At 72.9% G+C, this 22,939-nt stretch carries 23 protein-coding genes; 10 read left to right on the plus strand and 13 right to left on the minus strand.

The annotated features are described in order from the left end of the window. Nucleotides 1–192: 192 nt before the first annotated feature. The gene (locus VF746_04800; protein HEX8691716.1) at nucleotides 193–444 is read right to left on the minus strand and encodes a hypothetical protein; all 252 of its coding nucleotides are present in this window, start codon (nucleotides 442–444) and stop codon (nucleotides 193–195) included. Nucleotides 445–1,202: 758 nt separating this feature from the next. On the opposite strand from VF746_04800, the gene VF746_04805 reads away from it, so the two are divergent. Next, entirely contained in the window at nucleotides 1,203–4,475 is a 3,273-nt protein-coding gene (locus VF746_04805) for a DPP IV N-terminal domain-containing protein (GenBank protein ID HEX8691717.1), read from the plus strand. Nucleotides 4,476–4,580: 105 nt separating this feature from the next. On the opposite strand, the gene VF746_04810 is transcribed toward VF746_04805, so the two are convergent. The 7 genes from VF746_04810 to hisZ form a co-directional block, all read right to left on the minus strand. Then, nucleotides 4,581–4,811, minus strand: coding sequence for a hypothetical protein (locus VF746_04810; protein HEX8691718.1), 231 nt, complete (start codon nucleotides 4,809–4,811; stop codon nucleotides 4,581–4,583). A 136-nt stretch (nucleotides 4,812–4,947) separates the two neighbouring features. Then, nucleotides 4,948–5,532 (minus strand): hypothetical protein, encoded by a 585-nt coding sequence (locus VF746_04815; GenBank protein ID HEX8691719.1) that lies wholly within the window; start codon nucleotides 5,530–5,532, stop codon nucleotides 4,948–4,950. Nucleotides 5,533–5,742: 210 nt separating this feature from the next. After that, on the minus strand, nucleotides 5,743–6,147 hold the full coding sequence (locus tag VF746_04820; GenBank protein HEX8691720.1) for a hypothetical protein: 405 nt from the start codon (nucleotides 6,145–6,147) through the stop codon (nucleotides 5,743–5,745). Nucleotides 6,148–6,325: 178 nt separating this feature from the next. Then, entirely contained in the window at nucleotides 6,326–6,757 is a 432-nt protein-coding gene (locus VF746_04825; GenBank protein HEX8691721.1) for a hypothetical protein, read from the minus strand. A gap of 320 nt (nucleotides 6,758–7,077) precedes the next feature. Continuing rightward, on the minus strand, nucleotides 7,078–8,364 hold the full coding sequence (gene hisD / locus VF746_04830; protein ID HEX8691722.1) for a histidinol dehydrogenase: 1,287 nt from the start codon (nucleotides 8,362–8,364) through the stop codon (nucleotides 7,078–7,080). A gap of 469 nt (nucleotides 8,365–8,833) precedes the next feature. After that, nucleotides 8,834–9,502, minus strand: a complete 669-nt coding sequence (hisG, locus tag VF746_04835; GenBank protein HEX8691723.1) for an ATP phosphoribosyltransferase — start codon at nucleotides 9,500–9,502, stop codon at nucleotides 8,834–8,836. Beyond that, nucleotides 9,499–10,479 carry an ATP phosphoribosyltransferase regulatory subunit gene (gene hisZ, locus VF746_04840; protein HEX8691724.1) on the minus strand — a complete coding sequence of 327 codons (981 nt, stop codon included), beginning with the start codon at nucleotides 10,477–10,479 and terminating at the stop codon, nucleotides 9,499–9,501. The genes hisG and hisZ overlap by 4 nt, the downstream gene beginning before the upstream one ends. Before the next feature lie 157 nt (nucleotides 10,480–10,636). Between hisZ and VF746_04845 the strand changes: the two genes are divergently transcribed. Further along, nucleotides 10,637–10,795, plus strand: coding sequence for a hypothetical protein (locus tag VF746_04845; GenBank protein ID HEX8691725.1), 159 nt, complete (start codon nucleotides 10,637–10,639; stop codon nucleotides 10,793–10,795). Between the two features lie 35 nt (nucleotides 10,796–10,830). Here the strand turns inward: VF746_04845 and otsB are convergent, their stop codons facing one another. Beyond that, nucleotides 10,831–11,664, minus strand: coding sequence for a trehalose-phosphatase (gene otsB / locus VF746_04850; protein ID HEX8691726.1), 834 nt, complete (start codon nucleotides 11,662–11,664; stop codon nucleotides 10,831–10,833). A 183-nt stretch (nucleotides 11,665–11,847) separates the two neighbouring features. Between otsB and hisIE the strand changes: the two genes are divergently transcribed. Then, on the plus strand, nucleotides 11,848–12,531 hold the full coding sequence (gene hisIE, locus VF746_04855; GenBank protein ID HEX8691727.1) for a bifunctional phosphoribosyl-AMP cyclohydrolase/phosphoribosyl-ATP diphosphatase HisIE: 684 nt from the start codon (nucleotides 11,848–11,850) through the stop codon (nucleotides 12,529–12,531). A 229-nt stretch (nucleotides 12,532–12,760) separates the two neighbouring features. Here hisIE and VF746_04860 read toward each other — a convergent pair whose 3' ends face one another. From VF746_04860 to ilvA, 4 genes are all read right to left on the minus strand, one after another. Beyond that, on the minus strand, nucleotides 12,761–13,249 hold the full coding sequence (locus VF746_04860; protein ID HEX8691728.1) for a hypothetical protein: 489 nt from the start codon (nucleotides 13,247–13,249) through the stop codon (nucleotides 12,761–12,763). Between the two features lie 263 nt (nucleotides 13,250–13,512). Then, entirely contained in the window at nucleotides 13,513–13,821 is a 309-nt protein-coding gene (locus tag VF746_04865) for an HNH endonuclease signature motif containing protein (GenBank protein ID HEX8691729.1), read from the minus strand. 257 nt (nucleotides 13,822–14,078) lie between these two features. After that, a complete protein-coding gene (locus VF746_04870) occupies nucleotides 14,079–14,525 on the minus strand; it encodes an META domain-containing protein (protein HEX8691730.1) in 447 nt (148 codons plus the stop codon). 198 nt (nucleotides 14,526–14,723) lie between these two features. Then, a complete protein-coding gene (ilvA, locus tag VF746_04875; GenBank protein ID HEX8691731.1) occupies nucleotides 14,724–15,932 on the minus strand; it encodes a threonine ammonia-lyase in 1,209 nt (402 codons plus the stop codon). 113 nt (nucleotides 15,933–16,045) lie between these two features. On the opposite strand from ilvA, the gene VF746_04880 reads away from it, so the two are divergent. The 7 genes from VF746_04880 to VF746_04910 all read left to right on the plus strand — a co-directional run bounded on the left by VF746_04880 (nucleotide 16,046) and on the right by VF746_04910 (nucleotide 22,881). Further along, nucleotides 16,046–16,651 (plus strand): CoA pyrophosphatase, encoded by a 606-nt coding sequence (locus VF746_04880; protein ID HEX8691732.1) that lies wholly within the window; start codon nucleotides 16,046–16,048, stop codon nucleotides 16,649–16,651. Between the two features lie 195 nt (nucleotides 16,652–16,846). Continuing rightward, nucleotides 16,847–17,038, plus strand: coding sequence for a hypothetical protein (locus VF746_04885; GenBank protein HEX8691733.1), 192 nt, complete (start codon nucleotides 16,847–16,849; stop codon nucleotides 17,036–17,038). Nucleotides 17,039–17,082: 44 nt separating this feature from the next. Continuing rightward, entirely contained in the window at nucleotides 17,083–18,156 is a 1,074-nt protein-coding gene (locus tag VF746_04890; GenBank protein ID HEX8691734.1) for a M42 family metallopeptidase, read from the plus strand. 13 nt (nucleotides 18,157–18,169) lie between these two features. Beyond that, a complete protein-coding gene (locus VF746_04895) occupies nucleotides 18,170–18,643 on the plus strand; it encodes an SRPBCC family protein (GenBank protein ID HEX8691735.1) in 474 nt (157 codons plus the stop codon). A gap of 324 nt (nucleotides 18,644–18,967) precedes the next feature. Beyond that, nucleotides 18,968–20,236: a beta-ketoacyl-ACP synthase II gene (gene fabF / locus VF746_04900; GenBank protein HEX8691736.1), complete on the plus strand. Its 1,269-nt coding sequence runs from the start codon at nucleotides 18,968–18,970 to the stop codon at nucleotides 20,234–20,236. A gap of 302 nt (nucleotides 20,237–20,538) precedes the next feature. Next, nucleotides 20,539–21,399, plus strand: a complete 861-nt coding sequence (locus VF746_04905) for an RNA polymerase sigma factor RpoD/SigA (protein HEX8691737.1) — start codon at nucleotides 20,539–20,541, stop codon at nucleotides 21,397–21,399. Nucleotides 21,400–21,618: 219 nt separating this feature from the next. Then, nucleotides 21,619–22,881 carry a cysteine desulfurase-like protein gene (locus tag VF746_04910; GenBank protein HEX8691738.1) on the plus strand — a complete coding sequence of 421 codons (1,263 nt, stop codon included), beginning with the start codon at nucleotides 21,619–21,621 and terminating at the stop codon, nucleotides 22,879–22,881. Nucleotides 22,882–22,939 lie beyond the last annotated feature (58 nt).

A 22,939-nucleotide genomic window follows, 5' to 3' on the forward strand; every position in this document is an offset into this window, starting at 1 on the left:
GAAAAGGTCTCACACAGAGGGCACAGAGAACACAGAGGAACAGCGGAAGAGATTGAAGTTCTCTCCGTGTCCTCCGTGTCCTCTGTGTGATGCCAATCTGTTTCTCGCGAACCAGAACAATGCTCGGAAACGTGGTATGAAGCCCCACCCCCGGCGCTATCTCGTATGGGCGCGGCCCGGGGCACCCCGGCTTTAGACGCAGCAGGCGGGAGCGCTCCCCGTGTAGCAGACCGTCGGGTCCGAGGGGCACATGCGGTCGCAGGTGAAGCAGATCGTCCGTTCGCACATGGTGTCCCAGCTGATCGCCGGCGCCGCCTTGTCCTCGCCGGGGAGGGGCTGCGGGTCGGTGTCGTGCGCGCGCACGGTGCCGGGGGAGAGCCCGGCGGGTCCGGCCACGAAGGTGTCCACCTTCAGCTGCTCCAGGGTGAGCGTCAGCTTCTTCATGCGTCCCTCCTTCGTGGTTGGGAAGAGCCCGCCGGAACGCCCGGCTGCGGCGCGCAGTGCCGCGGTGACCTGGGCGCGTGCTCCCGCCGGCGGGCGGGGCGCGGCGCGGCCGAGCTGATTACGCCGATTGAGAATCTGATCCGGTAATCGGGCTCGTAGGGGCGAGGCCTGCCTCGCCCGCTGCCTGTCGCAACACCAAAGCTCGTCGAAGCGGGCCGGGCATGTCGCCGCGTGATGGCCTTCGGCCATCCGGGCGAGGCAGGCCTCACAGTTGTCGAAAGTCCAAATCAGCTAGGCGTATCAAGGACTTTCGCCGAACGCACTGGATGGATTTTCTAGGCGGTAGCCGAAAACCCATGCGCCTGCACGTCGAAAGCAGTGGATCGCCTTGGCTACCCGAGCCTCACTGGATCGAATAGCGACGCTGCTTTTCGACACTTTCGACAACTGTGAGGCAGGCCTCGCCCCTACGGGAACTTCGACCGCGAATACCGAAGCAGATCGTCGATCAGCATCATCCGCGTGCTCGACAGGTGAGGCTGCGCGTCGACGGTTCCCCTGCCGGATTTCGCCCCCCGCGGGTCGACGGATGCTCCAATCTCTCACCTCGGGGCGCATCGCACGCGGTGATCACCGGCAAAAAACGTGACGGGCTGCCCCCGCGACAATCCGGTACCACCCGGGTTTGCCCCGACCGCGCCGGGCGCCTAGCTTCGCTCTCAGCCACCGACGCCGTCCACCATCGCACGTCCACCGCCATGCGCTCGCTCTCCGCCTTCCCGCTCCTCGCGCTCCTCGGCGCCGCCACGACGCTCGCCGCCCAGCGCGCACCCGAGGCCCGCCCCTCCTTCGCCGAGCCGGCCATCTCGCCGGACGGGAGCGAGATCGCCTTCGTCTCGGGGGGCGACGTCTGGGGGGTGCCGGGCGCCGGCGGCGAGGCGCGGCTGCTGGTGTCGCACCCCGCCAGCGAGTCGCGCCCGCTCTATTCGCCCGACGGGCGCCGGCTGGCGTTCGTCTCCACCCGCAGCGGCAACGGCGACGTCTACGTGCTCACCTTCGGCACGGGCGAGCTGAAGCGGCTGACGTTCGACGACGGCCTCGACCAGCTCGACGGGTGGTCGCGCGACGGGCGCTTCCTCTACTTCTCCTCCAGCAGCCGCGACATCTCGGGGATGAACGACGTCTTCCGCGTGAGCGTGGAGGGCGGCACCCCGATGCCCGTGAGCGCCGACCGCTACACCAGCGAGTTCGGCGCGGCCGAGAGCCCCGACGGGCAGACGATCGCCGTGGCCGCGCGCGGGGTGGGCGCCTCGCAGTGGTGGCGCCGCGGGCACAGCCACCTGGACGAGAGCGAGATCTGGCTGGTCCGCGCCGGCTCGCCGCCCCGCTACGAGCAGGTGGCCCCGCGTGGCGCCCGGCAGGCGTGGCCGCTGTGGGCCCCCGACGGGCGCAGCCTCTACTACGTCTCCGACCGCGGCGGCGCGCAGAACCTGTGGGTGCACCCGCTGGGCGGGCAGCCGCGCGCGCTCACCTCGTTCCGCGAGGGGCGGGTGCTCTTCCCTTCCATCAGCCGCGACGGGCGCACCATCGTCTTCGAGCGGGACTTCCGCGTCTGGCGGCTGGACACGGCGAGCGGCGACGCCCGGGAGGTGCCGGTCTCGCTCCACGGCGCGCCCGCCGCGCCCGGGGTGGAGCACCGCACCCTCACCGGCGACTTCCAGGAGCTGGCCCTCTCGCCCGACGGGAAGAAGGTGGCGTTCGTGGCCCGCGGCGAGGTCTTCGCGGCTTCGGCGAAGGACGGCGGCGACGCGGAGCGGGTGACCACCACGGCGGGGCGCGAGTCGCAGCTGGCTTGGGCGCCCGACAGCCGCCGGATCGTCTACGCCTCGGAGCGCGACGGCGCCTCCAACCTCTACCTCTTCGACTTCGCGTCCCGCACGGAGACGCAGCTCACGCGCGGGGCGCACGCCGACGTGGCCCCGCGCTTCTCCCCCGACGGGAAGCTCGTGGCCTTCACGCGCGACGCGCGCGAGCTGCGCGTGGTCGACCCCGCCACCCGGCAGGAGCGCCTGCTCGCCACGGGCTACTTCGACCGGCCGCCGTTCGTGGCCACCGGCGCCTTCGCCTGGTCGCCCGACAGCCGCTGGCTGGCCTACCTCTCGGCCGACGAGCAGCTCTTCACCAACGCCTACGTGGTCCCCGCCGCGGGCGGCGAGCCGCGCCAGGTGAGCTTCCTGGCCAACGTCTTCGGCAACACCGTCTCCTGGAGCCCCGACGGCACCTACCTCCTCCTCGACACCAGCCAGCGCACCGAGGGCGGGCAGGTGGTGCGGGTGGACCTGGTGCCGCGGCTCCCCCGCTTCCGCGAAGACCAGTTCCGCGACCTCTTCCGCGAGGAGGCGCCGCCCACCCTCACCCCGCCCGAGCAGCGCCAGGAGCCCCGCCCCGAGGCGCCGCCCGCCCGCGCGGCCGCCGCCGGGGACTCGGCCCGCGCGGCGCCGGCCGGGCGCGGCAGGAAGCCGGTGGAGATCGTGTTCGACGGGATCCGCCGCCGGCTGAGCCCGGTCCCCGTGGGGGTGGACGTCGGCGCGCAGACGATCAGCCCCGACGGCAAGTGGCTGCTGATGATCGCGTCGGCGGCCGGCCAGCAGAACCTCTACGTCTACTCGCTCGACGAGCTGGCGCGGGAGACGCCCGTCGCGCGGCAGCTCACCTCCACCGCGGGCGCCAAGCGCGACGCCTGGTTCTCGCCCGACTCCAAGGAGGTGTTCTACCTGGACCAGGGGCGGATCAACGTGGTGCCGCTGGAGAGCCGCCAGCCGCGCGTGCTCTCCGTCTCGGCCGAGATGGACGTGGACTTCGAGCGCGAGAAGGAGGCCGTCTTCCGCCAGGCGTGGGGCTACCTGCGCGAGAACTTCTACGACCCGCGCATGCACGGCGTGGACTGGGAGCAGGTGCGCCAGACGTACGGGCCGCAGGTGGCGGGCGCGCGCACCCCCGACGAGATGCGCCGCATCCTGGCGCTGATGGTGGGCGAGCTGAACGCCTCGCACCTGGGCGTCAGCGGGCCCGCGGGGAGCGCCCAGCAGACCACCGGGCGGCTGGGGCTGCGCTTCGACCCCGCCGAGTACGAGCGCTCGGGCCGCCTGCGCGTGGCCGAGGTGGTCCCGCTCGGCCCCGCGGCGCTGGCGGGGAACGTGGCCGCGGGCGACGAGCTGCTGGCGGTGGACGGGGTCCGCGTCGAGCGGGACACGAACTTGGACGCGCTGCTGGAGCACCGCATCGGCCGGCGGGTGGTGCTGACGGTCGGCAGCGGGGGGAGGACGCGCGAGGTGCCGGTGCGGCCGGTGAACGCGGCCACCGAGAAGGGGCTCCTCTACCGCGACTGGGTGGAGAAGAACCGCGCCTACGTGGCCCGGGTGAGCGAGGGGCGGCTGGGCTACGTGCACATGTTCGACATGTCGGCGGCGTCGCTGGCGCAGCTGTACGTGGACCTCGACGCCGAGAACCACGCCCGGCAGGGGGTGGTGATCGACGTGCGCAACAACAACGGCGGCTTCGTGAACGCCTACGCGCTCGACGTGTTCGCGCGGCGCCCGTACCTGGTGATGACCCCGCGCGGCCAGCCGGCGGGCCCGGCGCGGACGGTGCTGGGCCAGCGCGCGCTGGAGGCGCCCACCGTGCTGGTGACCAACCAGCACTCGCTCTCCGACGCGGAGGACTTCACGGAAGGCTACCGCGCGCTGGGGCTGGGGAAGGTGGTGGGCGAGCCGACGGCGGGGTGGATCATCTACACGGGCAACGTGCCGCTGGTGGACGGCACCGTGCTGCGCATCCCCGGCACCCGCATCACCACCGCGGCGGGGGAGAACATGGAGCTCAACCCGCGCCCGGTGGACGTGCCGGTCACGCGCCCGCTCGGCGAGAGCTACACCGGCCGCGACAGCCAGCTCGACGCCGCCGTCCGCGAGCTCCTCCGCCAGGTGGGCCCGGCGCCGCGCCGCTCCGCCTCGTCGGGCGGACCCGAGTGAGACAGGCCGCGCCGGGTCCGGCGCGGGGCCATGTGTCCTGAATCGCAGAGGCGCGGGAGCGGCATCGCCCCCGCGCCTCTTCCGCGCCCGGTGATCCGGTGGACGCTACTTCCCGCCGAGCATCCCGCCGAGCCCGCCGGCCATCTTCCCCAGGTCGGGCATCCCGCCGCCCCCTCCCCCGCCGCCGTGCACCAGCTTGGCCAGGTTCCCGCCGACGGGCGCGGGGAGCCGCGAGTCGAGGAACTCCACCGCCGTTCGCGCCGCGGCCTCCGCCTTGTCGGCGGGGATCCCGGTGCGGCTGCTGATCTGCTGCGCCAGCTCGTCGAGCATTCCCATCGACCACCTCCCGTTGAGAGTCGCCTCAAGTTGCGGGCGGGTGGGTCGAGCCGCAAGCCGAGCGCTGACAAAAACCGGCGGGCCGTGCGCCGGAGCGCACGGCCCGCCGGCCGTCCGGGGAATCCAGGCGGGACGCTCAGCCGCCGAACGGGTCGCAGCCGGAGATCTGGGCGAACTCCGGGTCGAGCTGCTTGAGCCAGGCGAACAGCTCGCGCGCCGCGGCCGAGAGGTTCGCCCGCGCGATGTCGCCCGTCTGGCGCAGGAGCACGCGGCGGTAGGCGCCGGTGGACGCGTCGTAGACCATCGCGCTGTAGCGGACCCCGCCCGCGTCGGCGCAGGTGCCGCGCGGCTCCGTGTACGGCCCGGCGATCGCCTCGTCGACGCGCTGGTAGCGCGCCAGGACCTCGCCGGAGGGGAGCGTCGTCAGCAGCTGGCCGTTCTGGTCGTACTTCGCGCGCAGCTCCGCCTCGCTGAACACCTCGTCGGCGGAGTCCGCCGGCCGGGGGTTGTCCAGGCGGTAGCGGGAGACGTTCCCGTCGCGGTCCACGTGGAAGCCGTACCAGGTCGGCGCCCACGCGAAGTTCACGTATTCGACCTCGAAGAGCACGCTCCCGGGCTCGAGCGGCTCGCCGCCCGTGAGCTGGGAGCAGGCGGCGCCCGACGCAGCGAGCACCGCCGCGGCGGCGAAGGTGGAGAGAAGTCGCGAACGGACGAATCGCATCGGCAGTCTCCGGCGTTGAACGGATCGATCGACCCTGCATCTTCCGACGGAGAACGCCGCCGCACCGGCGGGAATGACACCGTCGACGGTCGAAAAGACCGGGTCGCGCACGGAAAGCAGCCCTGCAGCCTCGCGCGGTTTGCGAGGCTTCCTGCCATTGTAGTTGCGGCTTCAGCCGCCCGGACCGAAGCAGGCGAAGCGCGCCCGACCTCAATGCATCCCCACGTCCCGGATCAGGTGCAGCGGGGCCAGCCGCGCGCGCTCGCCGCTGACGGCCAGCTCGAAGACGTACGTGCCTTCCGCGGGGAAGACGACGCGCTCCAGCGGCATCACCAGGCGCGTCAGCGGCGGACCCTGCATCGGCTGGCGCTCGCCCACCTCCGTCTGGCCCTTGATGCTGAGCACGGGGCTGCTGCTCGGGTCCATCAGGTCGATGGAGAGGTCGATGGTCCCCCGCTCGTGCGGCTCCCACTCGACGGCGACGGCGAGCGTCAGCCGCTCCTGCTGCGCCGGGAAGCCGGGCGCGTAGAGCTGGTGGAAGATGCCGTGCACGTCGAGCCGGCCGTCCTGCCGCTCGCGCGCGTCCTCGCAGACCAGCGCGTAGAGAACCTTCAACGGGAAGCTCCGTCCAGGGTCGTTTCTCAGGTCGATGGGAATCCCATCGTAGGGGCGAGGCCTGCCTCGCCCGGCGGATGCCGATCCATGCGCGACAGGCGGCCTCTTGCGCCGGTCCCGCCCGTGCCGGACTCGCAGGCTCGCCCCTACGAGCCGTCGCGGGGCCGGCTCCAGATCGTCACGAGATGAACAGCTCGACGGACTCGCCGCGCTCCGCCGCGTGCCGGACGACGACCTCGATCTCGCGCAGCTCGCGGGCGTAGAAGTCCAGCAGTTCGCCGTGCTCCAGCGTGAGCGGCGTCCCGCGGAAGAGGCGCTCGAACGCCTCGACCGAGAGCCGCACCTGGCCCCGCGCCGAACCGGACGACGGCGCGAGCGCGGCCGCCACCTCCGGCGCCACCTCCTCCAGCACGGGTGGATCGTAGGGCACCTCGGACCGGCGCTCTTCCCACACCTCCGGCGCCATCGGGACGGCGGACAGCCGGTCGAAGACGTCCTCGGCCATGTAGACCGTCCCACGCCACCGGAAGTAGGCCGCGTCGCTCGCCGCGAGCGTGCCGTGCGGCCCCCGCCACTCGCGCCAGACCCGGTACAGGGTGGGGAGCTCCACGGCGCGCAGCGTGGCGAGCGTGTCCTCCCACCAGCGCAGGAGCTCGCCGCCGTCGACCCTTCTCCCGTCGTCGCAGTAGCGGTACGGGTTGTCGAGGCTTCACTCCTCCAGCGCGTCCAGCCCGTCGTTCCAGAACACGAAGGTGAAGCTCGACGAGGCGTCGTAGCGCGCCTGCCCGCACGAGCACGCGAAGGAGACGGTGCGCGACAAGATCCGCCTTCCCGCTCCAGGCTCTGCAAAGTACCCTCACCCGAAGTCGGGAGAGGGTGGCGACGCGGTAGCGGCGCCGGGTGAGGGCCGCCGGCCGCCGCGCCGAAACGCTACAGCCGCACCCGCACGGCCTCCGCGTGCCCGTGCAGCCCCTCGGCCTCCGCCAGCCGGATCACGTCGCCCGCGTGGGCGCGCAGGCGCTCGCGCGAGTAGCCGATCAGGCTGGTGCGCTTCACGAAGTGGTACACGCCCAGCGGGCTGGCGAAGCGCGCCGTCCCGCCCGTCGGCAGCACGTGGTTGGGGCCCGCGAAGTAGTCGCCCATCGGCTCCGGCGAGTTGGGGCCCAGGAAGATCGCCCCCGCGTTGCGGATGCGCCCCGCCAGCGCCAGCGGCTCCGCCACCAGCAGCTCCAGGTGCTCCGGCGCCCGCAGGTCCGCCGCCTGCGCCGCCGCCTCGAGGTCGGGGACCACGACGATCGCCCCGTTCGCCTCCAGCGCCGCGCGCGCCACCTCGCGCCGCGGGTTCGCCCGCAGCAGGCGCTCGATCTCGGCGGGGACCGCCGCGGCCAGCGCCTCCGACGTCGTCACCAGCCAGGCGATGGCGTCGGGATCGTGCTCCGCCTGCCCGATCAGGTCCGCCGCCGCGTGCACCAGGTCCGCCGACTCGTCCGCGATCACCAGGATCTCCGACGGGCCCGCCACCATGTCGATGTCCACCCGCCCGAACACCTGGCGCTTGGCCTCGGCCACCCACTTGTTGCCGGGGCCCACGATCTTGTCCACGCGGGCGATGCTCTCGGTCCCGTGCGCCAGCGCCGCCACCGCCTGCGCCCCGCCGATGCGCAGCACCTCCGTCACCCCCGCCACGTGCGCCGCCGCCAGCACCACGTCGAGCACCACCCCGCCGGGCGCCGGCGACGCCATCGCGATCTCCTCCACGCCCGCCACCGCGGCCGGGATCGCGTTCATCAGCACCGACGACGGGTACGCCGCGCGCCCGCCGGGAACGTAGATCCCCACCCGCCGGAGCGGCGCCACCTTCTGCCCCAGCAGCGAGCCGTCGGGGAGCCAGTCCACGAAGCCGTGCTCGCGCTGCCGCTCGTGGAAGCTCCGGACGTTCTCCGCGGCGCGCTCCAGCGACTGCAGGAGCGCCGGGTCGATCGCCGCCGCGGCGCGCTCCAGCTCCTCCGTCCCGACGCGCAGCTGTGCGCCGGTGGAGACGTCCAGGTTGTCGAAGCGCCGCGTGTACTCCACCAGCGCCGCGTCCCCGCGCGCGGCCACGTCGGCCACGATGCGAGCCACCGCCTCGCGCAGCTCCGGGTCGTCGGTCGCGGCGGCCGCCGCCATCTCGCGCAGCTCGTCGAACGGCGGCGCGGCGCGCAGGGTGCGGATCTTCATCTCGGAAGTTCTGTCTCTCGTAACGGCGAACGGCCAACGGCAACGGCGACCGCGGATCCGGGCGTGTCCCTCCGCTGCGCTCCGGGCCGGGCTGCGCGCGCCGTAGGGCACGAAACGACTGTGCCCAACGGCGCCGGGCCCCGGTCGTGCCAAACCCCCGGCACGCCCGTGTCCCGGCCCTCCGGGCGCGCATCCCTCACGCGGGGTTCGTCGCGCGAAGCGCCGGGTCGCGAGCGGGTAAACCCGCCCGCTGGAACCACGGAAAGCCTCGCAAACCCCGCGAGGCTTCAACCGCCTCTCGCGCGGTTTTGTCGCGCGCAGCGCCGAGGTGTTTCCCCTCTCCCGCAGTCTGGGAGAGGGGAGCGCGGCCCCTGGTCGTGAGGAACGAACGACCGGGGCCGCGCGGGGGAGAGGGCCCCGGCGGCTCCGCCGCCGGACGGGCGAGGCCTGCCTCAGGCATGCCTCGCCCCTACGAGTCGCTTCCCGGCCCCTGTCCCCTGCGCTCCAGCGCCGCGGCCAGGTCCGCGATCAGCCGCTGGTGCTCCTCCAGGCGCAGCTTGTGGCTGGCGCGGTTCACGATCAGCCGCGCCGTCGAGGCGCCGATCTCCTCGAACACCACCAGGCCGTTCTCGTCCAGCGTGCGCCCCGTCTGCACCAGGTCCACGATCCAGTCCGAGAGCCCCAGGAGCGGCGCCAGCTCCACCGAGCCGGAGATGCGCACCAGCTCCACCTGCACCCCGCGCCCCGCGAAGAAGCGCCGCGCCGACTCCACGTACTTGGTGGCCACCCGCGGCGTGCGCCCCCCCGGCAGCCCGGGGTACGGCGCGCCCCGGGGCCCCGCCACCGCCAGCCGGCACCCGCCGAAGCCCAGGTCCAGCGGCCGCAGCACGTCGGGCCCGGCCTCGTCCAGCACGTCGAGCCCCGCCACCCCCGCGTCGGCCACCCCGGCCTCCACGTAGACCGGCACGTCGCCGCTCTTCACCGGGAGGAACTCGAAGCGCCCGTCCGCCGACGGCAGGATCAGGCGCCGGGAGTCGCGCGCCGCCGGATCGAGCCCCGCGCCCATCGCCCCGAACAGCGCCAGCGCCTCCTCCATCATCCGCCCCTTGGGAAGGGCGATCCGCAGCGGCCGGCTCATCCCTCCTCCGCGAGCAGGTCGGCCAGCGCGTCGGTCTCCAGCGCGAACCCCACCGCCGGCCGGTCCAGCCCGTACAGCGCCAGCAGTCCGTCGTAGCGCCCGCCGAAGCCCACCGCACGCCCGACCCCCGCCACGAACACCTCGAACTGGATCCCCGTGTAGTAGCCCAGCCCGCGGATCTCGCCCAGGTCGTACACCACGCGCGAGCGCTCCTCGGGGGTGAGCAGCGCGTCCACCGCCGCGAGCCGCCCGATCGCCTCCTCGGCCTCGGGCGCGGACGCCAGCGAGCGCGCCCGCTGCAGCACGCCGCCCCGGCCGATCAGCTCCGGGAGCTCCACCAGCGCGCGCGCCGCCGCCGCCGGGGCGTCCGCCTGCCGCGCGATCGCCGCCAGCGCCGCGCGGTCCTTGCGGTCGATGGCCGCGCGCAGCGCCTCCGCCGCCGCGGGCTCCAGCCCCGCGAAGAGCGGACGGACGAAGCGGATGTCGCCCAGGTTGATCTGGAACTCGCTCAGGCCCAGCGCGCGCAGCAGCGACAGCACCAGCCGGAGCGCCTCCACGTCGGCCTCGGCGCCCGCGTCGCCGATCAGCTCCGCGCCCAGCTGGAAGAGCTCGCGCCGGCGCCCGCCGCCCTCCGGCTCCTGGCGGTAGACCTTCCCCGCGTAGCTCAGCCGGAGCGGCAGGGGCGCCGAGGCCAGCCGCGTGGCCACCACGCGCGCGATCGCCGAGGTGAAGTCGGCGCGCAGGGCCACCAGCCGCCCGTCGCGGTCCACGAAGCGGATGAGGCGCGCGGCCAGCTCGGGCCCGGCGCTGGTGGTGAACACCTCCTCGTACTCGAAGGTGGGGGGGATCACCTCCTGGTAGCCGTGCGCCTCGGCCAGCCCGAACCAGGCGCCCTGGATGCGGCGCCGCCGGCGGACGTCGCCCGCCAGCAGGTCCTGCGAGCCCGGCGGCACGTGCGAGATGCGGGGGGTCGGCATGCGCGGGAAGATATCGGCCCCGTCCGGGCCCGGCAACGCGGATGCGGCACAAGTGCCTATGAGTACGGAGCTTACGTATCAGGCACGCGGATTGCCTCTCATCTGTGACGAGAGTGCGCTGTACTCAACTGTTCACCCCTGACAGGGGGAGGGAATCGTGGACCTGATCCTCATCATCGGCATCGTGCTGCTGGTCCTGGCGCTGCTCGGCTTCACCGGCGTGTTCGCCGCGCTGAAGAGCATCGCCGTGTTCCTGCTGATCATCGCGGTCATCGTGATCGCGTGGCGGATCATCACCGGCCGCCGTCCGGTCTGACGCCGCGAGCGCCATCGGCAGGCGCGCGGGGGCCCTCACCCGGGGGCCCCCGCGTCGCGTTTCGCCCAGGCCCCCCCGCCCTCCCCCGCCTCCGCCAGCGCCGCGAACAGCTCGCCCACCTCCGCCGGCTCGCGGAGGTACGAGCTCGCCGCCGAGTCCTCGGGCGGGTGCTCGGCGACCAGCACGCCCTCGCCGGAGCCGCGGTCGCGCAGCGCGCGGAAGGCGTCCTCGTCGGTGCGGTCGTCGCCCAGGTAGAGGACCGCCGCGCCGGCGGGCGGGCGCATCTGGTCCAGCAGGAAGAGCACGGCCCTCCCCTTGTCCCAGTCCACCGGCGGGCGCACCTCCAGCACCTGCTTCCCCGTGGTCATCCGGAGCCCCAGGAGCGCGGCCGTGCCGGCCACCGCCTGCGTCAGGGCGCCCAGGCGCTCGCGCGGCGCCAGGCGGAAGTGCACGCTGAGCGTCAGCTCCTTGTCTTCCACGAACGCGCCGGGGACCTGCGCCACCAGCGGCGCCAGCCGGCGGACGGCCTCCTCGAGCCGCGGGCGCGCCGCGGCCGCCTCGGGGTGCACGCGGTCGACGCCGGGGCCGTGGATCTCCATCCCGTGGTTCCCCGCGTAGGCGATGCCGGGGATCGCCGCGCGCTCGCGCACGTCGGCCAGCCCGCGCCCGCTCACCACGGCCACCTCCACGCCCGGCATCGCCATCAGCCGCTCCAGCGCGCGGCGGGTGGCCCCGGGCATGGCGGCCAGCTCCGGGCGGTCGACGATGGGAGCCAGGGTGCCGTCGAAGTCGAGCAGCAGCACCAGCCGGCCCGTCCGCCTCCAGGCGTCGGCCCAGCGCGGCACCCGCTCCAGCGCGTGGGGCAGCATCGGTCTTTCCAGTGCGAAGTGCGAGGTGCGAAGTGCGAACACCGAGGTCGGAAGGCGGCACGGTTGCCTCCGTCACGCGCCGCCGCTTACGTTGCGCGGCGGGAAGCTACGCGCGGAGCCCGGATTCCGCACGTCCCCTCTGAAATCGCACTTCGCACTTCGCACTTCGCACTTTTCCGACGGATGTCCTGGATCGACGAAGTGAAGCTCGACGAGCGCGGCCTGGTCCCCGTCGTGGCGCAGGACGCGCGCACCGGCGAGGTGCTGATGCTGGCCTGGGCCAGCGCCGAGGCGCTGCGGCTGACCGCGGAGTCCGGGCGGGCGCACTACTGGAGCCGCTCGCGCGGCGAGCTGTGGAAGAAGGGGGAGACGAGCGGGAACGCGCAGGAGGTGGTGGAAGTGCGGCTGGACTGCGACGGCGACGCCGTGCTCTACCGCGTCCGCCAGACGGGCCCGGCCTGCCACACCGGCGAGCGGAGCTGCTTCTTCCGCGCGGCCGGGGCCGACGGGCTGTCCCGGGCCGCCGACCCGCGCCCCGTGCTCGCCCGCGTCGAGGAGATCGTGGCCGCGCGCGACGCCGGGCGGCCGGAGGGGTCGTACACCACCTACCTCTTCCAGCAGGGGGTCGACAAGATCCTGAAGAAGGTGGGCGAAGAGGCGGCGGAGACGATCATCGCCGCCAAGAACGAGGGCGTGGAGCAGCTCCGCTCCGAGTCCGCCGACCTGCTCTACCACCTGCTGGTGCTCTGGCGCGCGAAGGGGCTGGCGCTCGACGACCTCTGGGCCGAGCTGGACCGCCGCTTCGGCCAGGCCCCCCGCCCCGGCGCGGCCGACCCGGTAGAGCGGCGCTCGTCGGAGGTGGGGTAGACGGTCCGCCGCGAGCGGCCGGGCGGGAATCAACGCGATGTGTTTCGTAGGGGCGAGCATGCGAGTCCGAGCACAGGCGGCATCGGCGCAAGAGGCCGTCTTCCGCGCACGGGCTGGCTTCCTCGATCGAGGCATGCCTCGCCCCTACGAATCATGAAGCCTCGCCGGCCATCCCGCACTCCGCGGGTTCGGCCGGCGAGGCTTTCGGCTGCCGCCGCTCCGGGATCTTTCAGCGCGCGGCGGCGGCGGCTCCCCGGGCGAAGGCGGCGTCGAGGATCATCTCCTCCTCGCCGGGGTCGCGCCAGCCGTCGTTGAGGGGCTCGCCCCACTCCACCCCCCGGCCGGTCACCGTGAAGGGCTGCATCCAGAAGAGCCGCGTCCCGTACTTGCAGCGCACCTCGGCGATCAGCACCGGCCCGTCGTCCATCTCGGCCTCCAGGGCCAGCATGAGGCAGTCGGGCTTCTTGGTCTCGGCGTAGCGCGCGATGATGCCGGAGAGCACCTCGGGCGAGAGGCCCCCGAAGCGGTCGGGGACCGGGATGTTCAGCGTGCGGAACTCGGGGGTGGCGTGGCCGGGGCGCTCGTGGACGCTGCGAAGGCGCGGCGGGGTGTCCGACCCATCCATCTTGGCCCTGCCGACGTCGCTGCGGACCTCCTCCAGAAGGCGCGTGGCGAAGCTCAGCACGCGCTCCATCTGCATGATCTTGCTTCGCGGCACTGCGCTCTCCTGCTGCTGCACTTCAGGTCGGAATCGACGCGAGCCCCGCGCGCTACCACGCGCCGCCCACCCGCGGAAGCCCACATGCAAACCGGACGCCATGAGCCGCCGCTCAGCCGCCCATGCATCGATCGTTCCCATCCGTTTCCCGTGCTGTAAGTCATTGTTCAACAGAGACCTGCGCGATTTGCAACGAAAGGGATGCCCGCCCCGGCCGCCGATCGGGAGACGTGAACTGATGTTGGGCACGATGGGCGGCGGGGTCAGCTCCGGGCGGCCTCCTGCACGGCGCGGCGCAGTCGGGGCCAGACGGCGGTGGCGTAGCGGAGGAAGTTGGCGCGCTCGTCGGGGTTCTCGGCGAGCCAGGCCCAGGCGGGGAGGTTGCCCTTCTTCGTGTTGCAGGCCTTGCAGGCGGTGACCAGGTTGCCGTCGGAGTTGTCGCCGCCGCGCATGCGAGGCTGCACGTGGTCCAGCGACAGCAGTTCCACCGGGTAGAGCCCCGCGCAGTACACGCAGCGGAACCCGTCCCGCGCGAAGATGCGGTCCCGCACCGAAAGGAAGTCGTCGGACAAGGGCTGTGCTCGGTGGATGGTCGGCGTCCGGCTCGTCGGGCGCCGCATGCCGCCGATGCCGGCCGGGGTTCCTCGCCGAAGGCGGCTGAAGCCGCGGCAACAACGGCAGAAAGCCTCGCAAACCCCGCGAGGCTTCAATTCAACCGCGAACATCCCCGACACCACACCGGGACCGGTCGCAGCGCGCGGATCTCCTCGCGGGAGTCCGCGCAGGCGGACTTCGTGTGGTCGTTGCAGCGAATTCATTCGCCCGGCGCCTACCTGCCGGACTGCGCCACGAACCGCGCGACCGGCCCGGCTTCGCCGGCGAGGACGAGCGTGTCGGCGGTGATGCGCCAGGTGCGCGTGTCGCCGAGCGCCTGGAGGAACGCGGCCTCCTGGCGGTTCATCTCCGGGTCCACGCACGCGCGGCGGGTCGAGGCGAGCGGGCCGAGGCGCAGCGACTGCCCGCTCAGCTCGTAGGGGCCGAAGAAGCGATTGCACCCGGCGTTGCCGCCCGCCTGCTTCTGCGCCGGGTCGAGCCGCAGGTCCGGCCCGGCGGCGTCCGCGGAGGCGCGCACCGGTCGGCCGCCGAGCTCGAGCAGTTTCCAATCGGTGTTCTCCAGCGGCGCGCCCGGCACCGGCCCCGCGGCGGCGCCGCCCGACGCCTCCGGCTGCCCCCCGGGAACGCCGGGCGAGGTGCAGCCGGCGGCGAACGCGAGCACGAGAGTGAAAAACCGAGTGGCCGGCCTGTGCATATCCCTCTCCTTCGTGCGAGTTGTCGACACCGCACCGGGGCGCGTCGGAGCGCGCGGATCCTCGCGCGGGAGTCCGCGCAGGCGGACTTCGTGTAGTTGTTGCCGCGAATTCATTCGCCCGTCATCCCCGGCATCCCCCGGCATCCCCGGCCTGCACCGCGAGGCTCACCCCCGCTCCACCACGTACCCCGCCGCGGAGAGCGCCCGCACCAGCTCCTCCACGTGGGCGAGGCCGCGCGTCTCCAGCGTCAGCTCGATTCCCGCCTCGGTGAGCCAGAGGCCCTCCTGCCCGCGGCGGTGCTCCAGCGAGACGATGTTGGCGCCGCACTCGCCCAGCCGCGCGGTGAGCGCCGCCAGCGCGCCGGGGCGGTCCTTCACCCGCACGTTCAGGTGCACCATGCGCCCGTCCCGGCGCAGCCCGCGCTCGATGATGCGCGAGATCAGCGTCACGTCGACGTTGCCGCCCGAGAGCAGCATCACCACGTTCTTCCCCACCAGCCCCTCCACGTGCCCGTTCACCACCGCCGCCACGGTGGTGGCGCACGCCGGCTCGGCCACCGTCTTCTCGCGCTCCAGCAGCAGGAGCACCGCCGCCGCGATCTCCTCCTCGTCCACCGCCAGCAGCTCGTCGACGTACTTCTCCAGGTAGCCGAAGGTCTTCTCGCCGATCCGTCGCACCGCGATCCCGTCGGCGATGGTGTCGGCCGGGGGGATCTCCACCACGCTCCCCGCCTCGCGCGCCCGCACCGCCGCCGGCAGCGCCGACGACTCGACCCCCACCACGCGCACCCCGGGCCGCGACTCCTTGATCGCCAGCGCGATCCCCGAGATGAGGCCCCCGCCGCCCACCGGCACCACCACCACGTCCACCTCCGGGCACTGCTCCAGCAGCTCCAGCCCGATGGTGCCCTGCCCCGCGATGATCTCCTCCTGGTCGAAGGGGTGCACCAGCGCCTGCCCCTCCTCGGCCTGGATCCGCAGCGCCTCCTCCATCGCCTCGTCGTACACCGAGCCGTGCAGCACCACCCGCGCGCCGTAGCGCTCGGTGTTGGCCACCTTGATGAGCGGCGTGCGCTCGGGCATCACGATGGTGGCCGGGATCCCCAGCCGGCGGGCGTGGAAGGCCACCCCCTGGGCGTGGTTCCCCGCGCTGGCCGCGATCACGCCGCGGCGGCGCTGCTCGGGCGGGAGCGTGAGCATGCGGTTCAGCGCCCCGCGCTCCTTGAACGAGCCGGTGCGCTGCAGGTTCTCGAACTTGAACCAGGCCTTGCCCCCGAACGCCTCGCCGAAAGCCTGCGACGGCGTGCAGGGGGTCAGCACCACCCGGCTGCAGACCCGCTCCCGGGCGGCCTGGATATCCTCGAGTCGTATCATCGGCGGCGGAAATCGGACGGAAAGTTGCCGGATTGTACGGAATGTGATAACCTCTCCCCTCGCGGCGGGCAAGACGCCGGCCGGAGCACCCCGGGAGCCCGCGCTCGAACGCCGTGAACGACGCCCGCTTCGCCGCGCTGGAGGCCGCCCTGGCGTCGCGGCCGCCGTTCCGCGCGCCGCCGGACGCGGCCGCGCTGCGGGCCGCCGTGGCACTCCTCCTGCGGCCCGCCGCCGCGCCCGACCCGGAGCTCCTGCTCATCCGGCGGGCCGAGCGCGAGGGCGACCCGTGGTCGGGGCACATGGCGCTCCCCGGCGGGCGCGCCCAGCCCGGGGACGCCGACCTGGCCGCCACCGCGGCGCGCGAGGCGAGCGAGGAGGTGGGGATCGACCCGGCGCGCGAGGGGCGGCTCCTGGGCGCGCTGGACGACCTGGCGCCGCGCTCGGCGCGCCTGCCGAGCGTCGTGGTCTCCCCGTTCGTGTTCGCCGTGGGCCCCGGCGCCGAGGCGGCGCCGAACCACGAGGTGCAGACGGCGCTCTGGATCTCCGTGCGCGAGCTGCTGGAGCCCGACGCGGTGACCGAGTACCTGCACGAGCTGGCCGACGGGGCCACGCTCACCTTCCCCGCCTTCGACGCGCGGGGGTACGTGGTGTGGGGGATGACCCACCGCATCCTCACCGGCTTCCTGGAGCTCTACGCCCAGGCGGCGGCGGAGGGGTGAGGGAGGGGAGGCCGCCGGGCGGTCGGAGGCGCGTCGGCGGGGAGGTGGACTCGCACCGTCCCGGATCCGCATTCTCTTCCGAAGCGGGGAGGGGCGGACCCCCCGCGGCCGGGAAGGACCCGTACTGCATGCACCTGTGACGGACGTTCGTTCGGGCTCGTCCCCGACGGCGCGTCCCGGACGTTGTTTCCGTTGATGCCGAAGGAAGCGCTCACCCTGCAGCTCACGCCCCGCCAGGCCGAGGCCCTCCGCGCGCTCGCCGCGCTGGAGGACCTTCCGCCGGAGGTGTACGCGGCCGAGGTGCTGGCGAAGCACCTCTACCACGCCTACACCCCCGAGGCGGCGCGCCGCGCGGCCGGGGCGCGCCCGGCGGCGGACGCGGGGTGAGCGCTTCCTCCTTTCCCTCCCCGGAAAATCCAACCTCGACCCCGATGGAAGACAGCACGTACGGGTTCCTCAAACGGCTCCTCGACACCCCCGGCCCCTCCGGGTTCGAGACGCCCGCCGCCCGCGTCTGGCGGGCCGAGGCCGAGACCTTCGCCGATTGCGTGACGGCCGACGTCGCGGGGAACTCGCTGGCCTCGGTGGGCCGCGGGGGCTCGCCGCGCATCATGCTGGCCGGCCACATCGACGAGATCGGGGTGATGGTCACCCACATCGACGACGAGGGCTTCCTCTACATCGAGGGGATCGGCGGGTGGGACCCGCAGGTGCTGGTGGCCCAGCGCATCCGCTTCCTCACCCGGAACGGGCCCGTGGTGGGCGTGGTCGGCAAGAAGCCGATCCACCTGATGAAGAACGACGACCGCGACAAGGCGGTCAAGATCCACGAGCTGTGGGTGGACGTGGGGGCGAAGGACCGCGCCGCGGCGCTGCAGCGGGGCCTGCGCGTGGGCGACGCCGGGGTGGTGGACTGCCAGATGGTGGAGCTCCACGGCGGGCTGATCGCCTCGCGCTCGATCGACAACCGCATCGGCGCCTTCGTGGTGCTCGAGGTGCTGCGGGCGCTGGCCCGGGGCCCCGGGCCCGCCGCCGAGGTGGTCGCCGTGGCCACCACGCAGGAGGAGATCGGCTTCTCCGGCGGGGGCGCGCGCACCTCGGCGTACGCGCTCGACCCGCAGGTGGCCATCGTGGTGGACCTCACCTTCTCCACCGACGCGCCGGGGATCGAGAAGAAGCAGGTGGGCGACCACCGGCTGGGGAGCGGCCCCGTGCTGGCCCGCGGCTCGGCGGCCCACCCGCTCCTCTTCGAGCGCCTGGCCGAGACCGCCGAGCGCGAGGGGATCCCCTACACCATCCAGGCGAGCCCGCGCACGACCTCCACCGACGCCGACGCCATCTACCTGCAGCGCAGGGGCGTGGCCACCGCCGTGGTCTCGCTCCCCAACCGCTACATGCACTCCCCCAACGAGATCGTCTCGCTCGACGACATCGACGCCACCGTGCGGCTGATCACCGCCTTCTGCCGGGGCGTGGACGGCGACACCGACTTCGTCCCCCGCTGACGGGCGCGCCCCGGTGCACACGGTCGACGAGACGGTGATGGGCGCCCCGCCGGAGCGCTGCTTCCAGGCGGCGGCCGACGTGGAGCGCTGGCCCGAGCTCCTCCCCCACTACCGCCGGGTGCGCTTCCAGCGGAAAGACGGCTTCGGGACGGGGCTGGTCGAGATGGCGGCCCGGCGCGCCTTCGGCCCCCTCCCCTGGCCCGTCTGGTGGGCGTCGGAGATGCACCTGGACCAGGCCCGCCCCGCCGTGGTCTACCGCCACGTCGCCGGGATCACCACGGGGATGGACGTCGAGTGGACCTTCGCGGACCGGGGCGACGGCACCACGCACGTGCGGATCGTCCACGCCTGGAAGGAGGGCCCCCGCTGGCCCCTCCCCCGCTTCCTGCGCCGCTGGATCGCCGACGCCGTCATCGGCCCCGTCTTCATCCACCACGTCGCCTCGCGCACCCTGGCCGGCGTCAAGCGCGCGGTGGAGCGCGGGTGACTTCGGATCCGGGAAACATCAAAGCCTCACGCAGAGTCAGCAGAGTCAGCAGAGAACCCCTCCGTTCACTGCTGACTCTGCTGACTCTGCGACTCTGCGTGAGAAAAGTCTTTTGCCGGGCCCGGGAAGAGCCCGGGCGAAGAGAAGCGGTCGCGGCCCATTCACGGCCGGGCCCCGCCTGCCGAGGCACGGCGCCTTCGCGTCGCAAGCAACGGAAACGCGCGTGTGGTGTAACAGGCGCGGCACGACTACAATTGACGGGCGCGGGCGAGCGGATCGGCTTCCCGCGCCTCACTTTCTGATCCGAACGAGTCGCGGGCGCGCATGAGCGAGAGCAACGGCAACGGCGGCCCCCCCGGGCGGCGCCGCGTCGCCATCACCGGCATCGGCGCCATCACGCCCATCGGCACCGGCGCCGAGGGGCTGTGGGAGGGCCTGCTGCGCTGCGAGAGCGCCGTGCAGAAGGTCGACCGCTTCGACCCCTCGCCGTTCCGCACGCACATCGCGGCGCAGGTCAACGACTTCGAGCCCGCCGACTACATGGACCGGCAGCGGGTGCGGCGCACCGAGCGCTACGCCCAGTTCTCCATCGCCGCCAGCCGGCAGGCGCTGGAGGACGCGCGCATGGACCCGGCGGGCGAGGACCCCGACCGCGTGGGCGTGCTGATGGGGAGCGCGCTGGGCGGCGTGGCGTACGGCGAGGGGCAGTTCACCAGCTACATCCACAACGGCGTGCGCGGGGTGGACCCGATGCTGGCGCTGGCGGTGTTCGGCGGCGCGGCCAGCTGCAACGTGGCCATCGAGTTCGGCTTCACCGGCGTCAACTCCACCAACGGGATGAGCTGCGCCTCGGGCGCCATCGCCGTGGGCGAAGGCTGGCGCGCCGTGCGCGACGGCGACGCCGACGTGGTGCTGGCCGGGGGGGTGGAGACCCCGCTGGCACCGCTCTGCTACGGCGCCTTCGCCATCATCCGCGCCATGTCCACCCGCAACGACGACCCGCGCCGCGCCTCGCGTCCCTTCGACCGCGACCGCGACGGGTTCGTGATGGGCGAGGGGGCGGCCGTCCTGGTCCTGGAGGAGCTGGAGCGGGCGAAGGCGCGCGGCGCGCGGATCTACGCCGAGGTGCTGGGCTACGGCACCAGCAACGACGCGCACCACATGACGGCGCCGCGCCCCGACGGCAGCCAGGCCGCCCGCGCCATGCGCGACGCCCTGCGGCGGGCGGGGCTCGAGCCCGGGCAGATCGACTACGTCAACGCGCACGGCTCGTCCACCCCGCTCAACGACTCCACCGAGAGCCGCGTCATCCGCGAGGTCCTGGGCGGGCACGCCGACCGGGTGGCGGTGAGCGGCACCAAGGGCTACCACGCCCACGCCCTGGGAGCCACGGGCGCCATAGAGGCCGCCATCAGCGCGCTCGTCATCCAGAGGGGGTGGGTGCCGCCCAACCTGAACCTGGAGTGCCCGGGCGAGGAGTGCGACCTCCCGTACGTGGACGGCCGGGGCGAGGCGCGCCCCGTGCGCCACGTGCTGTCCAACTCGTTCGGGTTCGGGGGGATCAACGCCGCCCTTGCTTTCGGGGCGGTCTGAGCCTTGCGTCACCCTCCCGCTCCCTTTCCCGGGCCGGAAGCTGGACGGATCAGGACACCCGGAGGAGGGCGGGAAGGCGGCGGCAAGGTGGACGCAAGCGGCGAAAGCACAACAGCTTGGGCCGTAAGCCCGTGGGGGGCACGTCCACTTGTGGTGGAGGGAGAAATTGACTTTCCACGGACACCCGGTTAGCTTAGCCGTTTATGGGGATTTCCGGAGACACGTAGCGCACTGCAAGGGCAGCGAGTCCTCGAACACCACCGAGGCTCGCTGCTCTTGTCATTTCCGAAAGGAAAAACCACATGTTCTTGAGCTCACGGGCACTCGACTCGTTCGACCAGTACCTGCACGACGTTGAGAAGTACCCGCTGATCGAAGACCCCGCCGAGGAGCGTGCGCTGGCCCAGCGGGCGCGCACCGGAGACAAGCTGGCCGCCGAGCGGCTGGTGACGGCCAACCTCCGGTTCGTGATCTCGTACGTGAAGAAGTACCAGGGCCGCGGGCTGGGGCTGGCCGAGCTGGTGTGCATCGGGAACGAGGGGCTGCTGAAGGCGGTGAAGAAGTTCGATCCCGACAAGGGGGTCAAGTTCATCTCCTACGCCGTGTGGTGGATCCGCCAGACGGTGCTGCAGGCGCTGGCCGAGCAGACCCGCTCGGTGCGCATCCCGCTGAACCAGAACTCGAACCTGGTGCGCCTCTCCCGCGTGGAGACGGCGCTCACCCAGACGCTCGGCCGCTCGCCCACCGACGAGGAGATCGCCGGCGAGATGGGCGAGCCGGTCGACACCATCCGCGCGCTGCGCCGCGTGGCCGCCAGCGAGCTCTCGCTGGACGCCCCGCTGGACCGCGGCGACCGCGACAGCGCCTCCTTCGGCGAGCGCTTCGCCGGGAGCGAGGCGGTGGAGATCGAGGAGGAGGTCGAGGCCCAGGCCCGGCGCGAGTTCCTGGAGAAGATGTTCGAGAAGTACCTCACCGAGCGCGAGCGCAAGATCCTCTACCTCTACTACGGCCTGGACGAGGGCGAGGAGCGCACCCTGGAGGAGATCGGCTCGCTGCTGGGCGTCACGCGCGAGCGCATCCGCCAGATCCGCAACCGCGCCTTCGAGAAGCTCCGCGAGAGCCCCGACGGCGCCGCGCTGGAAGGGTTCTGGGCGGTCTCGTAGGCCGTTTTCCGATCCGGCAGACGCAGAAGGTGGGGGGCGCTTCCCGGCGCCCCCCACCTCTGTTTTGGCCCTGAGAACGAGAACTGCTTATTCTCACGCAGAGTAGCAGAGGAAGCAGAGAACTCATCGCCCGGCGTGGTTTCCTCTGCTACCTCTGCTTTCTCTGCGTGAGGCCTTGCAGTTCATCGGTAAACATCGACCCGAGAGCAGCATCCGACGATGAGGAACCCGACGTTCCCCGAGCGCGTCCGCGCCGACTTCCCCGTCTTCGAGCGGCGGATCGCCGGCCGCCCGATCGCCTTCTTCGACGGGCCCGGCGGGAGCCAGGTGCCGCGGCAGGTGGCCGAGGCCGTCGCCGGGTACCTGACGCTGCACAACGCCAACGCCCACGGCGACTTCGCCACCAGCGCCGAGACCGACGAGACCATCCGCGGCGCGCGGCAAGCGATGGCCGACTTCGTGAACGCGCCCTCGCCCGACGAGATCGTCTTCGGAGCGAACATGACCACGCTCACCTTCCACCTCTCGCGCTCGCTCGCGGGCGAGTGGGGGCCGGGCGGCGAGGTGGTGGTCACCGAGCTGGACCACCAGGCCAACGTGGCCCCCTGGAGGCGGATGGCCGAGGACGCGGGGATGACGGTGCGCGCGGTCCCCTTCGACCCCGAGACCCTGCAGCTCGACTACAGGGCGCTGGAGGCCGCCCTCGGCCCACGCACCCGGCTGGTGGCGGTCGGGGCGGCGTCGAACGCGGTGGGGACGGTCAACGACGTGCGGCGCGTGGCGGCGCTGGCGAAGGAAGCGGGGGCGCTCACCTTCGTGGACGCGGTGCACTACGCGCCGCACCGGCTCCCCGACGTGCGGGAGCTCGGGTGCGACTTCCTGGCCTGCTCCGCCTACAAGTTCTTCGGGCCGCACGTGGGCGTCCTGTGGGGCCGGCGCGAGCTGCTGGAGCGCTTCACGCCGTACAAGGTGCCCCCCGCGCCCGACCAGGCGCCGGAGCGCTGGGAGACGGGGACGCTGAACCACGAGGGGCTCGCCGGCGTGCGCGCGGCGGTGGACTGGATCGCGGGCCTGGCGGGACGGGACGGAGACACGCGCCGGGAGGCGCTCCGGCGCTCGTTCGACGCGGTGCGCGCGCACGAGGCGGCGCTCTTCCGCGAGCTGGAGGACGGGCTGCGCGCCATTCCCGGCGTGCGCTTCCACGGCGCCCCGCGCGGCGCCGAGCGGACGCCGACCGCCGCCTTCACCATCGACGGCGCGGACCCCGCCGAGGTAGGGCGCCGCCTGGGCGAGGAGGGCGTCTTCGTCTGGCCCGGGAACTTCTACGCCGTCACCGTCTGCGACGTGCTGGGCCTCTCCGACTGCGGCGGGCTGGTCCGCGCCGGCCTGGCCCCCTACAGCACGCGGGACGACGTGGAGCGCCTGGTCGACGGCGTGGCCCGCATCGCCGGCGCCGCGGTCGGCGCCGGCGCGGGGAGCTGATCAATAAAATCCTGATCTCACACAGAGAAACAGAGACACAGAGAAACAGAAGAAAGAA

Source organism: Longimicrobium sp. (genome assembly GCA_036389795.1).
Taxonomy (GTDB): Bacteria; Gemmatimonadota; Gemmatimonadetes; order Longimicrobiales; family Longimicrobiaceae; genus Longimicrobium.

What these genes read in the sequence shown, in the direction of transcription:
- fabF (HEX8691736.1), top strand. Translation starts at nt 18,968, where the DNA reads ATGAGCGAGAGCAACGGCAACGGCGGCCCCCCCGGGCGGCGCCGCGTC.
- VF746_04815 (HEX8691719.1), bottom strand. Translation starts at nt 5,532, where the DNA reads ATGCGATTCGTCCGTTCGCGACTTCTCTCCACCTTCGCCGCCGCGGCG.
- VF746_04885 (HEX8691733.1), top strand. Translation starts at nt 16,847, where the DNA reads ATGCCGAAGGAAGCGCTCACCCTGCAGCTCACGCCCCGCCAGGCCGAG.
- hisG (HEX8691723.1), bottom strand. Translation starts at nt 9,502, where the DNA reads ATGAGCCGGCCGCTGCGGATCGCCCTTCCCAAGGGGCGGATGATGGAG.
- hisZ (HEX8691724.1), bottom strand. Translation starts at nt 10,479, where the DNA reads ATGCCGACCCCCCGCATCTCGCACGTGCCGCCGGGCTCGCAGGACCTG.
- VF746_04910 (HEX8691738.1), top strand. Translation starts at nt 21,619, where the DNA reads ATGAGGAACCCGACGTTCCCCGAGCGCGTCCGCGCCGACTTCCCCGTC.
- VF746_04890 (HEX8691734.1), top strand. Translation starts at nt 17,083, where the DNA reads ATGGAAGACAGCACGTACGGGTTCCTCAAACGGCTCCTCGACACCCCC.
- hisD (HEX8691722.1), bottom strand. Translation starts at nt 8,364, where the DNA reads ATGAAGATCCGCACCCTGCGCGCCGCGCCGCCGTTCGACGAGCTGCGC.
- VF746_04905 (HEX8691737.1), top strand. Translation starts at nt 20,539, where the DNA reads ATGTTCTTGAGCTCACGGGCACTCGACTCGTTCGACCAGTACCTGCAC.
- VF746_04805 (HEX8691717.1), top strand. Translation starts at nt 1,203, where the DNA reads ATGCGCTCGCTCTCCGCCTTCCCGCTCCTCGCGCTCCTCGGCGCCGCC.
- hisIE (HEX8691727.1), top strand. Translation starts at nt 11,848, where the DNA reads ATGTCCTGGATCGACGAAGTGAAGCTCGACGAGCGCGGCCTGGTCCCC.
- otsB (HEX8691726.1), bottom strand. Translation starts at nt 11,664, where the DNA reads ATGCTGCCCCACGCGCTGGAGCGGGTGCCGCGCTGGGCCGACGCCTGG.
- ilvA (HEX8691731.1), bottom strand. Translation starts at nt 15,932, where the DNA reads ATGATACGACTCGAGGATATCCAGGCCGCCCGGGAGCGGGTCTGCAGC.
- VF746_04810 (HEX8691718.1), bottom strand. Translation starts at nt 4,811, where the DNA reads ATGGGAATGCTCGACGAGCTGGCGCAGCAGATCAGCAGCCGCACCGGG.
- VF746_04800 (HEX8691716.1), bottom strand. Translation starts at nt 444, where the DNA reads ATGAAGAAGCTGACGCTCACCCTGGAGCAGCTGAAGGTGGACACCTTC.